Raw genomic sequence first — 14,244 nt, 5'->3', positions numbered from 1 at the left:
CTGGATGAGCTCGGCTCCCGGTCGTTGAGCGGAGCGCGCTGGATGAGCTCGGCTCCCGGTCGGTGAGCGGAGCGCGCTCTGGCGCGCGGAGACGAAACGCGGCCGGGCGGAGGTTTCTCGTGCGACCGGGGCGTTTCGTCTCGCTCCTTCGTCGCTCGCTCAACGACCGGAGGCCGCTCGCTCGACGACCCGGGGGCGCTCGCTCAACGACCGGGGGTTCGCTCGCTCGACGAGCGGGGGTCGCTCGCTCGACGACGCGCGGGTCGGATCAGGCGAACGACTGCTCGACCAGGCGCTGCAGCGTCGTCATGCCGTCGCGCGACAGGATCGACTCGAGATGCCCCTGCACGGACGCGAAGCCGCGACCGCGAAGCGCGTAGACATCACCCGCGGCGTCGGCGGCCACATCGGCCCCGCCGACGTGCGCGGTGCCGACGGGCACGCGCGCCGTGAAGGTGTTGTAGAAGCCGATCGACGCCGGCACGCCGAACACGTCCACGGTCTTCTGCAGACCCTGATGCGGGGCGTCCAGCGGTGCGAGGTCGATCCCGAACGAGTCGGCGAGGATCTGGTGGCTGAGGCACACCGCGAGCAGGGGAGCGCCGGCTGCGCGGCGGCGTGCGACGACATCGCGCATGCGGCGGATCCGCGGGTTGGCGGCATCCCGCGGGTCGCCCGGTCCGGGGCCCGACACCAGCAGCTCGGCGGCGTCGATCTGCGCATCCGTGACCTCGTTCCAGGGAACGATCTCGACGGCAAGGCCGAGGTGGCGCAGCTGGTGAGCGAGCATCGTCGTGAAGCGATCCTCGGCGTCGACGACCAGTGCCGACCGGCCGGCGAACGGTGCCGGGCCGGACGTGCCCTGCGGCTTCAGCCAGAACTCGGCGAGGCGCGCGTTGCGCGACGCCAGCAGATCGGCGATCGCCGGATCGTCGGCCAGGCGCCGCGGCGCGGCGGCGGGAGCATCCTCGTCGATCTCGGCCGCTCCGCCGCCGGCGACGGCGTCGAGCACCGCCGCGCCGCCCGCTTCGCGGATGTCGCCGGCCGCCTTCTCGGCGACCGCGTCGCGCGGCACGGCGCCGATGGCGCCGAGCACCCCGGCCGCCTTGCCGTGCGTCTCGCCGACTTCGCCGTACGGGTCGGAGTGACGCACGAGGGTCGCGCCGACGGGCACGCGCAGCCGGCCGTCCTGCAGATACGCGGTGCGGATCAGGATCGGCGCATCGAGGTCGTGGGTGGGCTCGTCCGCGAGCAGGGTCTCGCGCGGCGTGAACAGGGCGGCCACGCCGGAGTAGTAGCCGCGCGGCGTGGTCTCGTGACGCGTGATGACGGTGCACGCGTTCTGCATCGGCGAGCCGGTCACAGTCGGAGCGAACATCGTCTCGCGCAGGATGTCGCGCGGATCGAGCCTGCTGCGGCCGCGCAGCACGTACTCGGTGTGCGTGAGACGCGACATCTCCTTGAGGTGCGGCCCGGTGATGCGTCCGCCGTCCGAGCAGACCGCGCTCATCATCTTGAGCTCTTCGTCGACGACCATGAAGAGCTCCTCGGTCTCTTTCGTCGACCGCAGGAACTCGGTGAGCGTCTCGACGGTCGCCCCTCCGGCCGGGTGGCGGAACGTGCCCGAGATGGGGTTCATCGTCACGACGCCGTCGCGCGCGCTCACGTGCGCCTCAGGGCTGGCGCCGACCGCCACATGCCCGGGCGTCACGACCGCGAACGTCCAGTACGCCCCCCGCTCGTGCTCGAGCAGAGCCCGGAACCACGTGAGTGCTGCGGTGGCGGCATCCGTCGACACTCCCGCGGTGAAATCACGGCGGATGACGAAGTTCGCGCCCTCGCCACGCCCGATCTCATCGGCGATCACACGGCGCACGATGTGGGCGTACTCCTCGTCGCCGATGTCGAAGCCCGGCTGGTCGAGCGCGACCGGCTCGGCGGGCAGCTGGGCCAGTGCGTCGTCGCGGGGGATCGACGCGCGCTCGTTCACGACGAGGCAGCGCAGCGGCGCGCCGTCGTCGTGACACTCGAAGCCGCGCTCGCGGACCTGCCGGAACGGCACGAGCGCGAGCACCTCGCGCGGCGTGCCGTCGGGGCCCTCGAGGGGGATGTCGCCCAGCAGGTCGACGTCGACGACGTCACCGGCGAGCACCTCGACGGTGGCGCCGTCGCGGGCGATGAGGGCGAAGGGAAGGCCGCTCTGGGCGATCTCGCGGAGGGGGCGGTGGGCGAGGCCGGTCATGGCTGTGGGTCTTTCGTCGTGGGGGAGGCTTCCCTTACGAAAAAGAAGACCGCCCCGGGGGCGGTCTGAGTCACGCGAAACCCACCGCCTATGCGGTGAGCCACCAGGTGAGGCGTGCGGACATGCGCCGAACCTACCACACGTGCTGCGCGGCGTCGGTCGCGAGCTCACGTCTGGCGCGCGCGCTCGAGCATCTCGGCGCCGTGACGCCAGCCCACCGTCTCGTAGCCGACGACCACCACGGCGGGGGCGCACGCGACGAGCAGCAGCGCGACGCCGAGCGACGCGCCCAGCGCAACGGCGACGACCGCCGCGGCGAGCATGGCGACCGAACCCAGGTAGAGCCAGATGTGGAACGGGTCGAACTGCATGACCGTCAGCGCGTAGATGCCGAAGAGGAAGGTCTCGTACACGAGCACCGGGATCGCGATGCTCAGCACGGCGAACGTGGTGTCGACATGCGCGTGATGCGCGATCACGTTCGCGGCGACGTGCAGTCCCGCGCCGACGGCGACGAGCGAGCCGAACACGAACAGATGCAGATACCCCCACGGAAAAGCGCGCCAGCGATGCCGCTCGAGGACGGCGCCGAAGGGGATCGCGAAGTAGTTCCACCACATGCCGAACGCGAGCGCCGTGCCGCTGAACGCGATGAGACCCGCCTCGAACGACCAGCCGAGCGTCTCGTCCTGCACCACTGCCGAGATCGCCATGATCGTGCCCAGGATGACCTCGCCGAGGGTGATGATCACGAGCAGCCCATAGCGCTCGGCGATGTGATGCGCGTGCCACGGCGTCGGGCCGAACCGCTTCTCGGCGAAGATCGGGCCGGCCAGCTCGAACAGCGAGATGAGCGTCGTGAACACCAGCGTGATGCCGACGGGCATGTTCAGGAAGATGAGGGCGATCCACCCGAGCTGGGCGATCGAGATGTTGACGATGTAGGCGACGCAGGTCTTGCGCCGTGCCTCGTCGTGGACGGCGGCGCGGACCCACAGGGCGATCGTGGCGACGCGCATCACGACGTACCCGGCGACCATGACGGTGTTGTCGAGGAAGGCGCCCTCCTCGATCGAGTGGAAGACATCGGGCACGCCGAGGGCCACGATCAGCACGCCCACCATCACGATGAGGGTCGCGACGCGGAAGTAGATGTCGTCGGTGTCGTACGCCGACGCGAGCCACGAGTAGTTGATCCACGCCCACGCGACCGCGAACGTCGAGAAGCCGAACCCGATGAGCGCGGTCGACACGTGGCCGAGCTCGAGGTAGTGCGCCATCTGACCGGAGATCTGGCTGAAGGCCACCACGAAGGTGAGGTCGAAGAGCAGCTCCAGCGGAGTCGCGGTGCGGTGCGCCTCCCCGGGGTTCCTGCCCGACATGCGTCCGAGGTGATGGCTCAGGCTCATGGCGGGAAGATACACCGTCCGCGGCGCACGCCCGTGCGGCAGGGATGCCTCCGCCCGGCGTCCGTTCAGGGCTCACCCAGCCCTCTCACCGCCGAGCCGGGCCGGCGCGCCTGCGAGCCGCGTAGTCTGGGAGCGTGCCAGCCGTGAATCTCGGGATGCCCAAGGTCCCCGAAACGCTCGCCCCCCGCCGCAAGAGCCGCCAGATCAAGGTGGGCAAGGTGCTGGTCGGAGGCGACGCCCCCGTGAGCGTGCAGTCGATGACGACGACGCCCACGACGAACATCAACGCGACGCTGCAGCAGATCGCCGAGCTCACCGCCTCGGGCTGCGAGATCGTGCGTGTGGCCGTGCCGTCGCAGGACGACGCCGACGTGCTGCACATCATCGCGGCCAAGAGCCAGATCCCGGTGATCGCCGACATCCACTTCCAGCCGAAGTACGTGTTCCAGGCCATCGACGCCGGCTGTGGCGCGGTGCGCGTCAACCCGGGCAACATCCGCAAGTTCGACGACCAGGTCGGCGCCATCGCGAAGGCGGCGAAGGATGCCGGAGTGTCGCTGCGCATCGGCGTCAACGCCGGCTCGCTCGACAAGCGCCTGCTCGAGAAGTACGGCAAGGCGACGCCCGAGGCTCTCGTCGAGAGCGCCGTGTGGGAGGCATCCCTCTTCGAAGAGCATGACTTCCACGACTTCAAGATCTCGGTCAAGCACAACGACCCGATCGTCATGGTCAAGGCCTATCGCCTGCTCGCCGAGCGGGGCGACTGGCCGCTGCACCTCGGTGTCACCGAGGCGGGGCCGGCCTTCCAGGGCACGATCAAGTCGGCGACGGCGTTCGGCATCCTGCTCGCCGAAGGCATCGGCGACACGATCCGAGTGTCGCTGTCGGCGCCGCCCGCCGAAGAGGTCAAGGTCGGGCATCAGATCCTCCAGTCGCTCAACCTGCGCGAGCGCAAGCTCGAGATCGTCTCGTGCCCGTCGTGCGGGCGCGCGCAGGTCGACGTGTACTCGCTGGCGGACTCGGTGACCGAGGGCCTGAAAGACATGACGGTGCCGCTGCGCGTCGCTGTCATGGGCTGCGTCGTCAACGGTCCCGGAGAGGCCCGCGAGGCCGACCTCGGCGTCGCGTCCGGCAACGGCAAGGGTCAGATCTTCGTCAAGGGCCAGGTCATCAAGACCGTGCCCGAGGCCGAGATCGTCGCGACCCTCATCGAGGAGGCCAACCGCATCGCCGACGAGATGGGCCCTGAGGCTCCGATCGGCACGGCGCAGGTCGTCACCTCATAGCCGTGGGCGCCGTCGGCTTCGCACGCCTGTCGGCCGCGCAGCGCGCTCGTGTCGAGGAGTGGATGCCGGCGGCCGACGTCGTCGCCGACCTGAGCTGGAACCAGGTCGAGACGGTCGTGCTGCGCGTGCGCCGGCGGGATGCCGAGTTCGTCGTGAAGGCCGCCGGGCCCGACGCCCACCACTTCGGCCGGGAGCTCGACGCGCACCTGAGCGGCCTGCTCTCGGTGTGGTGCGACACCGGCCACGCGCCCGTGCTGCGTCACCACGACCGCGAGGCCAGGGTGCTCGTCACGGCCTGGCTGCCGGGCGAGCTGGCCTACCGCACACCGTGGGGCGTCGATCCCGAGGTGCATCGGCGTGCGGGGGTGCTGCTGCGGGAGTTCCACGCGCAGGCGGTGCGACCGTCGGAGGGGACGGATGCCGCGGCCACCGTCCGCGCACGGGCCTGGCTCGACACGCCGCACGCCATCGCGCCCGACGTGGAGGCGCGGCTGCGGAGCATGCTCGCCGCACTGCCGGCGATCGAGGTCGACCTCGTGCCGACGCACGGCGACTGGCAGCCGCGCAACTGGCTCGTCGACGGCGACGAGGTGCGCGTCATCGACTTCGGGCGCTTCGCCTTCCGCCCCGCGGCGACGGACTTCGCGCGGCTCGCCGTGCAGGAGTGGCGCGAGGACCCGGCGTGCGAGGCGGCGTTCTTCGACGGCTACGGCGACGACCCCCGGCATCCCGAGCACTGGCTGTCGATCCGGCTGCGCGAGGCGATCGCCACGGCCTGCTGGGCGCACCAGGTCGGAGACGCCGAGTTCGAGGCGCAGGGCCACCGGATGATCGCCGAACTGCTCGCCGAGGTCGACGCCCGCTGACCTGGGCCCCCTGAGCCGGGCCCCGCTGCGACGTCGCCTGGCGGCATCCTTCACGCTGTCGAAATCGGCACGCGCTGTCGTTCTCTCCCCACCCCATCGTCCGCGCTGTCGACATCGGCACGCGCGCCAGCTTCTTTCGACAGCGGATGCCGGAAACGACAGCGCGAGCGCAGACCCCGCGTCACGCACGCCGGCGTCGGGCCCGGTGCCGCCGCGCGATGATCGCCGCGGCGACGGTGAGGACCGGCGCCTCGCCGACGCGGTGGTCGTCGCCGCGCACCAGTCGCGCGGCGAGGTCGGGGCGCATCGCCCACAGGTACTCCCGGCCCACGACCGCGTGGGGCGCGTGCGAGACGATCTTGATGGTGTCGGCGTCCTCGACGAGGGGGACGGCGAACCGGATGTTCTCGGCGGTCGTGCGGCTCTGCGTGTCGAGGTGGATCGGGCCGGCGTAGCCGCGCTCGCGCGCGTACCGGGCCATCAGCTCGGCCTCGGGCACATCGCCGCCGACCGCGCCGCCGCACAGCACCAGGACGCTCTCGGGCGCCTCCGGGTCCTGCGAGCGCAGGCCCACCCGCACACGGTGGCGGTTGACGAAGTTCGCGCGCGTCCCCGTGTTGCGGTACCCCAGCACGACGACCGCCTCACGGCCTCCGGGCACCGCGGCGTCGCCGAGGGCCTGGCGTGACGTCCGCCAGTGCACGACCTCCGCCCACGAGACGAGGGCGGCGGCCGCGGCGGCCGTCACGCCGGCCAGGATCAGCAGGAGGCGACGCACACCCCGACCCTAGAGGCATCCCGCTCGTCCGACGTGGCAGGATCACGAGGGTGACCGCCCCCGAGTCCGCACCCGCTCCCACCGAACCGACCGGTCGCGCGCCGCTGTCGCGTCCCATCGTCGCCGGCATCGTGACGGCGCTGGTCGGCGTCACGAGTTCGTTCGCGGTGGTGCTCACCGGGCTGGACGCCGTCGGGGCGACACCCGCGCAGGCGGCGAGCGGGCTGCTCGTGCTGTGCCTCACGATGGGCGCGTCGGCGATCCTGCTGGCGTGGCGCTACCGCATGCCGATCACGGTCGCCTGGTCCACGCCCGGAGCCGCCGTCCTCGCCGCCACCGGGTCCGTCGAAGGCGGCTGGCCGGCCGCCGTCGGTGCGTTCCTCGTGACGGCCGGGCTCATCCTGCTCACCGCGCTGTGGCCGCAGCTCGGCCGCCTGATCGCCCGCATCCCGCCGTCCATCGCGCAGGCGATGCTCGCCGGGGTGCTGCTGCCGCTCTGCCTGGCGCCCGTGACCGGGATCGTGGCCGACCCGTGGGGAGTGGTGCCCGTGGTGATCGTGTGGCTCATCGGCGTGCGCTTCGCACCCCGCTGGGCCGTGCCGCTGGCGTTCGTGGCGGCAGCCGTCGTCGTCGGGGTTCACGTCGTCACGACGGGCGCGTCGATCGACCCGGGCGTGCTCATCCCGCGCCTCGAGTTCACGGCGCCCGCACTGACGCTCGGCGCCGTCGTCGGGCTCGCCTTGCCGCTGTTCCTCGTGACGATGGCGTCGCAGAACGTTCCCGGCGTCGCGATCATGCGCAGCTTCGGCTACGAGGTGCCGTGGCGGCCCGCGATGCTCGTGACGGGCGTGGGCACGGCGCTGGGTGCGACGGCCGGCGGGCACGCGATCAACCTCGCCGCCATCAGCGCCGCGCTGGCCGCGGCCCCCGATGCCGATCCCGACGCGAAGCGCCGGTGGGTGGCCGGCGTCTCGACCGGTGCGAGCGGCATCGTCCTGGGCGGGCTGTCGGCGGCACTCGTCGCACTGGTGGTGGTGGCACCGGATGCCGTCATCCCGGCCGTCGCCGGTATCGCGCTGTTCGGGGCGTTCGGCTCGGCCGTGCAGCAGGCGATCGACGACCCCGGTGAGCGGCTCCCCGCCGTCGTCACCTTCCTCGTCGCGGCGTCCGGCGTCGCGATCGCCGGAGTCAGTGCGGCGTTCTGGGCGCTCGTCGCCGGGCTCGTCGTGCGGGAGGTGCTGCACCTCGGCCGCCGGCGTCGGTGAGTCCTGGGTTCGGCGCGCGACCCGGCGTCACCGGCGGCGCCGCGCCAGTGCGCCGTGGACGCGCAGCAGACGCGGAACGACGATGTAGACGGCGAGCGGCACGACGACGGCCGTGAGCACGAGGGCGCGGAGGATCGGATGCCACGAGTCCGAGATGGGGGCGAGCAGCAGCATCCCGACCGAGACGAGCGGGAAGATCGCGATCCACGTGATGAGGGCGCGGACGTGCACCGAGGGCACGGCGGGCGGCGCGACGGGCGCGGGAGTCGGAGCGGTGGTGGGCTCGGGGGTCAGGGGAGCGGTCATGTGCGGCATCCTTCGCATAGTCCAACTGAACGGTTGCAACTGACTGGTTGCAAGTGAATCACCGATGGATCTATTCCGCAACCATCCAGTTGGTTTTCGGCGTAGGATGACGGCATGGCGTGGGACACCGAGCGCACCAAGCGCCTGCTGCTGGATGCCGCGACGGCCGAGTTCAGCGAGCACGGCCTCGCGGGCGCGCGTGTCGACCGCATCGCAGCGGCCGCCGGCGTCAACAAGGAGCGCATCTACCAGTATTTCGGCAAGAAGGACGAGCTGTTCGCCACGGTGCTCGCGGACGTGCTGCGCGAGTCCATGGATGCCGTCACCCCGCTGGGCAGCGGACCCGCGGCCGTCGGCGACTACGCCGGTCGCCTCTTCGACCATCACATGGCGGACGGCGTCATTCCGCGGCTCATCTTCTGGGAGGGGCTCGAGCGGGGCTCTGCGGCAGCCGAGGACCCGGCCCGCGTCGCGTACCACGCCGAGAAGGTCACCCGCCTGCAGACGATGCTGCCGGGGGTCGGTCGCGAGGCCGCGGGCGAGCTCCTGCTCACCATCGTGAGCCTCGTCAACGCCTGGCCGGCGCTGCCGCAGCTGGACCTGCTCATGATCCCCGATGCGCGGGGGGCGCAGGCTCGCCGTGCGGCGCGGCGTGCGGCGATCGTCGCGACCGTGACGGCCGCGGCGGCGGCCGCGATGGGCTCCGGCGCCGACTGAGTCCCGTCAGTGCAGCGTGCCCGCCGTCACGGCGGCGTCCTGCGCGACGTCGAGGCTCGTGCGCACCGCGATCTCGAGCGCCTCGACGATCCTCGCGAGCGGCAGGGCGGCGGCATCCGGCGACGGAGCGTGCTCGGCAGACCACGGGACGTGGACGAATCCGGCGCGAGTGGGGGATGCCACGGCCTCCAGCGCGGTGAAGAACACGTGGTTGCACACGAAGGTGCCCGCCGAGTACGACACCTCGGCAGGGATCCCCGCCGCCGCGAGCCGACGCACGATCTCCTTCACGGGGAGCGTCGCGAACTGCGCCGACGCGGCGCCGGGCGAGCTCGGCACGTCGACCGGCTGGTCGCCGTCGTTGTCGGGGATGCGGGCGTCGATGAGGTTCACCGCGACACGCTCCACACCGATCGTGGCGCGCCCACCCGCGAGGCCGGCGGCGATCACGACATCCGGACGGTGCTCGTCGATCATTGCGCGCAGCCGCGCGGCGGCCCCGGCGAAGGCGACCGGCAGCACGGCGCTGACCAGCACCTCCGGACCGCTCCACCGCGAGGCCACGAGGTGAACGGCCTCGCCGGACGGGTTGGCGGCGTCGCCGCCGAAAGGCTCGAAACCGGTGAGCAGGACGGTCGTCATGCTCCCAGGCTATGCGGCGCCCGCCGGCGGCGTGTCAGCCGGCGGCCTCCAGCGCGATCTCGCCCGTGCCGATGTCGGCGGACCGCAGCCGCAGCCGCACGGTCGAGCCGGGTGCGGCCTCCAGCCCGTCGACCTTGGCGGCGACGGGCGGATCGATCAGCTGCACGCGCGCGGCGCCGTTGCGCCGGCCGAGCACCACGGCGTCGAACGTGCGGCCCTCGCGGCCCGACAGCTGCGCCGCCTCGACGCGGTCGAGCGTGCCCGCCTGCAGCCGGCCCGCCAGGCCGTCGCTGCGGCCCATGATCTTCGGCAGCTCCGGGAGGCTCTCGCGCGCCCACTCGGGCACGGCGCGGTCGTTCGCGATCGCCTCGCAGACGACCAGCGACCAGCGGTCGACCAGCCGGCGGAGCGGGGCGGTGGTGTGCGCGTACGGCGCCCCGATGGCGGACTGCAGCGGGTCGGCGGGCGGCGTGCCGTCGAACGCGACATACCCGGCGCCGCGGAAGAGGCCCGTCGCGACATCCAGGATCGCCAACGCCGACGGATCCTCGCGGTCGAGCCCGCGCAGGTAGTCGCCGTACGCGACGTCGGTGCGCCACGGCAGCCCGAGTGCCACGGTCTGCGCACGGAACGCCGCCACATCGTCGGGTGCCGCGGCCGGCATCGTGCGCAGGATCCCGACACCGCCACGCAGCATGAGCTCGGCGGCGGCCATGCCCGTCAGCAGTGACACCTGCGCGTTCCAGTCCTCGATGGCAAGCGGCGCCTCGCGCTCGAGCCGGTATCCGCCGTCATCTGGCACGACGCGCGCCTCAGGCACGTTGAGGCTCGCGCCGCCCCGTTCGGACTCGCGCTCCTGACGCTGAGCGCCGAACCACGCCAGCGCCTGCAGCGTGGGCGGCGCGGTGCCGGCGTCGACCGCCGCCTGCGCATCCGCGTAGGTCCACTGCCGCCGCGAGCGGATCACGGCGCGCCGCACGGTCTTGCTCACGGGACGTGCGCCCTCGTCGAGCTCGAACCGCCACACGTAGGCGCGGCGGTCGCGGTCCGGCAGGAGCGACGCCGCGTCCTCGCTGATCGCGACGGGGTGCAGCGGGACACGGCCGTCCGCGGCGTACAGGGTCTGCCCGCGCTCGCGCGCCTCCGCGTCGATCGGGCCGCCGGGTTCGACGTACGCCGGCACGTCGGCGATGGCGTAATGGAGGATGCCGCCGGTCGGCGTCCGCTCGAGGTGCATCGCCTGATCCAGGTCGGTCGAGCCGGCCGGATCCATCGTCAGGAATTCGAGGTCGCGCAGATCGTCGAGGCCCGCCTCGGCAGGATCGGTCGGCACCGACCGGGCGGTGCTCGCGGCCGCGGCATCCACTTCTGCAGGGAAGGCGGTCGGCAGATCGAGGTCGACGCGCAGCTGCGCCAGCGACTCGATGAGCGCGTCATGCGCGCGGACGGGCGCGAGTCGTGGGCGGCGGGCGGGCACCCGATCAGTGTAGGCACGGGCCCTAGACTTGACGATCGTGGTCACCCGTCTGTCGAATTTCTTCCTCCGCACCCTCCGTGAAGACCCCGCCGACGCTGCTGTCACGAGCCACAAGCTGCTCGTTCGCGCCGGCTACATCCGCCCGCAGGCCGCGGGCATCTTCGCGTGGCTGCCGCTGGGTCTGCGGGTGAAGGCGCGGATCGAGGCGGTCGTGCGCGAAGAGATGGCGGCCGCAGGCGCGCAGGAGGTCCACTTCCCGGCGCTGATGCCGCGCGAGGCGTACGAGGCCACCGGGCGGTGGGAGGAGTACGGGGACCTGCTGTTCCGGCTGCAGGACCGCAAGGGCGGCGACTATCTGCTCGCCCCCACGCACGAAGAGGCCTTCACCCTGCTCGTCAAGGATCTGTACTCGTCGTACAAGGATCTGCCGCTGACGATCTACCAGATCCAGGACAAGTACCGCGACGAAGCCCGGCCGCGCGCAGGACTGCTGCGCGGCCGTGAGTTCACGATGAAGGACGCGTACTCGTTCGATGCGTCGGACGCGGGACTCGACGCGTCGTACATGGCGCAGCGCGACGCCTACGAGCGCATCTTCCAGCGTCTCGGTCTCGAGTACGTGATCGTGCAGGCGGATGCCGGGGCCATGGGCGGATCCCGCTCCGAGGAGTTCCTGCACCCGACGAGCGTCGGCGAAGACACCTTCGTGCGCTCGGCCGGCGGGTACGCGGCCAACGTCGAGGCTTTCACCACGATCGTCCCCGATGCCCTCCCGATCGAGGGACTCGGCGCCCCCGTCGTCTTCGACTCGCCGAACACCCCGACGATCCAGACCCTCGTCGACCATGCGAACGCGCACCTCGATGCGCCCGCGCCCGGCATCGCGGGACCCGCGACCGACGGCGCCACCGAGTGGACCGCCGCGCACACGCTCAAGAACGTCGTTCTCGCGCTCACGCACCTCGACGGCACGCGCGAACTCGTGATCGTCGGCATCCCCGGCGACCGCGACGTCGACGACAAGCGCGCCGAGGTCGCCTTCGCTCCGGCCGCCGTCGAGGCGGCGACGACCGAGGACTTCGAGAGGAACCCGCTGCTGGTCAAGGGCTACATCGGCCCCTGGTCCGAGACCGGCGCCGTGCTCGGCGAGGAGTCCGCGACCGGCATCCGCTACCTGCTCGACCCGCGTGTCGTCGACGGCACGGCCTGGGTCACGGGCGCGAACATCGACGAGAAGCACGTGCACACGCTCGTCGCCGGGCGGGACTTCGCGGGCGACGGCTTCGTCGAGATCGCGAACGTGCGCGAAGGCGACCCGGCGCCGGACGGGTCCGGTCCTGTGGAGCTCGCCCGCGGCATGGAGATCGGACACGTCTTCCAGCTCGGCCGCAAGTACGCCGAAGCGCTCGGGCTGAAGGTGCTCGACGAGAACGGAAAGCTCGTCACCGTGACGATGGGCTCGTACGGCATCGGCATCACCCGCATCCTCGCGATCATCGCCGAGCTGAACAACGACGACAAGGGCCTCATCTGGCCCGCGTCGGTCGCACCGTTCGACGTGCAGGTCGTCGCGACCGGGCGCGAGCCCGTCGTGTTCGAGGTGTCCGAGCAGCTGTCGTCCGAGCTGGAGGCCGCGGGGCTCGACGTGCTGTACGACGACCGCCCGAAGGTGTCGCCCGGCGTCAAGTTCGGCGACGCCGAGCTCGTCGGCGTGCCGAAGATCGTCATCGTTGGCCGCAGCGCCGCCGACGGGCAGGTCGAGGTGTGGGACCGCCGCAGCGGCGACCGCGAGATCGTGCCGGTCGGTGAGGTCGTGGCCCGCCTGCACGGCTGATCTACCGCCGGTCCCGGAACGCATCTGATCCGGGACGCGTCGCCTCTGGCATCCCGGGATCCCGGCACGGGAGGATGACGCACATGGGACGGTTCCTGCTCACGGCGATGCCGTTCACCGGCCACGTCGCGCCGCTGACCGCGGTCGCCCGCGAGCTCGTGCAGCGCGGGCACGATGTGCGCTTCTACACGGGCTCGAGGTTCCGGTCGCGCGTCGAGTCCGTCGGCGCGCGCCTGGTGCCATGGCAGACCGCCCCGGACTTCGACGAGAACGACCTCGCCGCGACCTTCCCGCGCCTCGTGGGGAAGAAGGGCATGCAGCAGCTGCTCGTCAACGTGGTCGACTGCTTCATCCGCACCGCGCCCGCGCAGGTCGCTTACCTCGCCGCCGAGTGGGAACGCGAGCCGTGGGACGCCCAGGCGGCCGACGAGACGTCGGTCGGCGCGGTGCTGTTCAGCGAGCGCGAAAGGATGCCGCGGGCCACGGTCGCCGTCGTGCCGTTGCAGCTGCCGGGTCCTGAGGGGCCGCCCAGCGGCATGGGGCTCCGCCCCGGCACGAACGCGCTCACCCGTATGCGGGACGCGGCGTTGCGCGGGCTGGTGCCGGTGATCTCACGGCCGCTCGTGAAGGCACTCGACGAGGCGCAGGCCGCGGTCGGCCTCTCCGCCCGCGGGCGCACGATGGACCGCATCGTCTTCTCGCCGACGCTCATCGTCGCGAGCGGTTCGTCGCTGCTCGACTACGGCCGCGACGACCGCCCGTCGCACCTGCACTTCGTCGGGGAGCTGGCCGCGCAGTCCCGGCCGGCCTCACCGGACGCCCTGCCGCCGTGTTGGGGCGAGCTCGACGGACGACGCGTCGTGCTCGTGACGCAGGGCACGCAGAACATCGACCCCGATGACCTGGTGCGGCCGGCGCTGACGGCGCTCGCGGACCGAGATGTCCTCGTCGTCGCGACGACCGGCGTGCCCGGCCGTGACGCGTTCCCGTTTCCGGTGCCGTCGAACGCCCGCGTCGCGGGGTTCGCCCCGTACGGTGCGCTGCTCCCGCGCATCGACCTCGCGATCACGAACGGCGGCTGGGGCGGCACCCTCGCGATGCTCGGTCGCGGGATCCCGCTCATCGTCGCTGGTGGCGACCTCGACAAGCCCGAGGTGGCCGCGCGCGTGGCGTGGAGCGGCGCGGGCGTGAACCTGCGCACCGGCATCCCGAAGGCGCCGGCGGTCGCAGCCGCGGTGGACCGCGTGCTCGGCCGGTCGTCGTTCCGCGAGGCGGCCGCGCGCGTGGGCGCTCAGCTGCGTTCGCTCGGCGGTGCAGCGCGGGCCGCCGAGCTCCTGGAGGGCATGCTCTGAGCTGCGCGCTGCCGTTCTCCGCATCCGCTGGTGCTTGTTCGGGTGGCGGATGCCGATTTCGACAGCGCAA

12 protein-coding genes are annotated in these 14,244 nt (G+C 72.0%); 6 read left to right on the top strand and 6 right to left on the bottom strand.

The window, feature by feature from the left end:
• Positions 1–268: 268 nt before the first annotated feature.
• Both JNB62_RS08450 and JNB62_RS08445 read right to left on the bottom strand, forming a co-directional pair.
• Positions 269–2,242: an anthranilate synthase family protein gene (locus tag JNB62_RS08450; protein ID WP_220300428.1), complete on the bottom strand. Its 1,974-nt coding sequence runs from the start codon at positions 2,240–2,242 to the stop codon at positions 269–271.
• A gap of 167 nt (positions 2,243–2,409) precedes the next feature.
• Positions 2,410–3,651, bottom strand: coding sequence for a low temperature requirement protein A (locus tag JNB62_RS08445; protein ID WP_220300427.1), 1,242 nt, complete (start codon positions 3,649–3,651; stop codon positions 2,410–2,412).
• A 155-nt stretch (positions 3,652–3,806) separates the two neighbouring features.
• On the opposite strand from JNB62_RS08445, the gene ispG reads away from it, so the two are divergent.
• Together ispG and JNB62_RS08435 are read left to right on the top strand one after the other, a co-directional pair.
• A complete protein-coding gene (gene ispG / locus JNB62_RS08440; RefSeq protein ID WP_220300571.1) occupies positions 3,807–4,937 on the top strand; it encodes a flavodoxin-dependent (E)-4-hydroxy-3-methylbut-2-enyl-diphosphate synthase in 1,131 nt (376 codons plus the stop codon).
• Positions 4,938–4,939: 2 nt separating this feature from the next.
• Entirely contained in the window at positions 4,940–5,803 is an 864-nt protein-coding gene (locus JNB62_RS08435; protein WP_308291757.1) for an aminoglycoside phosphotransferase family protein, read from the top strand.
• Positions 5,804–5,984: 181 nt separating this feature from the next.
• Here the strand turns inward: JNB62_RS08435 and JNB62_RS08430 are convergent, their stop codons facing one another.
• Positions 5,985–6,581: a YdcF family protein gene (locus JNB62_RS08430; protein ID WP_220300426.1), complete on the bottom strand. Its 597-nt coding sequence runs from the start codon at positions 6,579–6,581 to the stop codon at positions 5,985–5,987.
• Positions 6,582–6,631: 50 nt separating this feature from the next.
• Between JNB62_RS08430 and JNB62_RS08425 the strand changes: the two genes are divergently transcribed.
• On the top strand, positions 6,632–7,846 hold the full coding sequence (locus tag JNB62_RS08425; protein WP_220300425.1) for a benzoate/H(+) symporter BenE family transporter: 1,215 nt from the start codon (positions 6,632–6,634) through the stop codon (positions 7,844–7,846).
• A gap of 27 nt (positions 7,847–7,873) precedes the next feature.
• Here JNB62_RS08425 and JNB62_RS08420 read toward each other — a convergent pair whose 3' ends face one another.
• The gene (locus tag JNB62_RS08420; RefSeq protein WP_374450620.1) at positions 7,874–8,161 is read right to left on the bottom strand and encodes a hypothetical protein; all 288 of its coding nucleotides are present in this window, start codon (positions 8,159–8,161) and stop codon (positions 7,874–7,876) included.
• A 105-nt stretch (positions 8,162–8,266) separates the two neighbouring features.
• On the opposite strand from JNB62_RS08420, the gene JNB62_RS08415 reads away from it, so the two are divergent.
• A complete protein-coding gene (locus JNB62_RS08415) occupies positions 8,267–8,869 on the top strand; it encodes a TetR/AcrR family transcriptional regulator (RefSeq protein ID WP_220300423.1) in 603 nt (200 codons plus the stop codon).
• A gap of 6 nt (positions 8,870–8,875) precedes the next feature.
• On the opposite strand, the gene pcp is transcribed toward JNB62_RS08415, so the two are convergent.
• Entirely contained in the window at positions 8,876–9,511 is a 636-nt protein-coding gene (gene pcp, locus JNB62_RS08410) for a pyroglutamyl-peptidase I (RefSeq protein ID WP_220300422.1), read from the bottom strand.
• A 34-nt stretch (positions 9,512–9,545) separates the two neighbouring features.
• Positions 9,546–10,988 (bottom strand): RNB domain-containing ribonuclease, encoded by a 1,443-nt coding sequence (locus tag JNB62_RS08405; RefSeq protein ID WP_220300421.1) that lies wholly within the window; start codon positions 10,986–10,988, stop codon positions 9,546–9,548.
• Between the two features lie 37 nt (positions 10,989–11,025).
• Between JNB62_RS08405 and JNB62_RS08400 the strand changes: the two genes are divergently transcribed.
• On the top strand, positions 11,026–12,822 hold the full coding sequence (locus tag JNB62_RS08400; protein WP_220300420.1) for a proline--tRNA ligase: 1,797 nt from the start codon (positions 11,026–11,028) through the stop codon (positions 12,820–12,822).
• An 83-nt stretch (positions 12,823–12,905) separates the two neighbouring features.
• Positions 12,906–14,174 carry a glycosyltransferase gene (locus JNB62_RS08395; RefSeq protein WP_220300419.1) on the top strand — a complete coding sequence of 423 codons (1,269 nt, stop codon included), beginning with the start codon at positions 12,906–12,908 and terminating at the stop codon, positions 14,172–14,174.
• Positions 14,175–14,244: the final 70 nt, after the last annotated feature.

The sequence above is a fragment of the Microbacterium jejuense genome, assembly GCF_019511665.1.
GTDB lineage: Bacteria > Actinomycetota > Actinomycetes > Actinomycetales > Microbacteriaceae > Microbacterium > Microbacterium jejuense_A.
Note: the sequence above shows the minus strand (reverse complement) of the source record. Positions and strands in the feature narration are given on the sequence as shown.

Excerpts from the sequence above, each read along its gene's own strand:
- JNB62_RS08395 (WP_220300419.1), top strand. The coding sequence starts at position 12,906 with ATGGGACGGTTCCTGCTCACGGCGATGCCGTTCACCGGCCACGTCGCG.
- pcp (WP_220300422.1), bottom strand. The coding sequence starts at position 9,511 with ATGACGACCGTCCTGCTCACCGGTTTCGAGCCTTTCGGCGGCGACGCC.
- JNB62_RS08445 (WP_220300427.1), bottom strand. The coding sequence starts at position 3,651 with ATGAGCCTGAGCCATCACCTCGGACGCATGTCGGGCAGGAACCCCGGG.
- ispG (WP_220300571.1), top strand. The coding sequence starts at position 3,807 with ATGCCCAAGGTCCCCGAAACGCTCGCCCCCCGCCGCAAGAGCCGCCAG.
- JNB62_RS08415 (WP_220300423.1), top strand. The coding sequence starts at position 8,267 with ATGGCGTGGGACACCGAGCGCACCAAGCGCCTGCTGCTGGATGCCGCG.
- JNB62_RS08420 (WP_374450620.1), bottom strand. The coding sequence starts at position 8,161 with ATGCCGCACATGACCGCTCCCCTGACCCCCGAGCCCACCACCGCTCCG.
- JNB62_RS08450 (WP_220300428.1), bottom strand. The coding sequence starts at position 2,242 with ATGACCGGCCTCGCCCACCGCCCCCTCCGCGAGATCGCCCAGAGCGGC.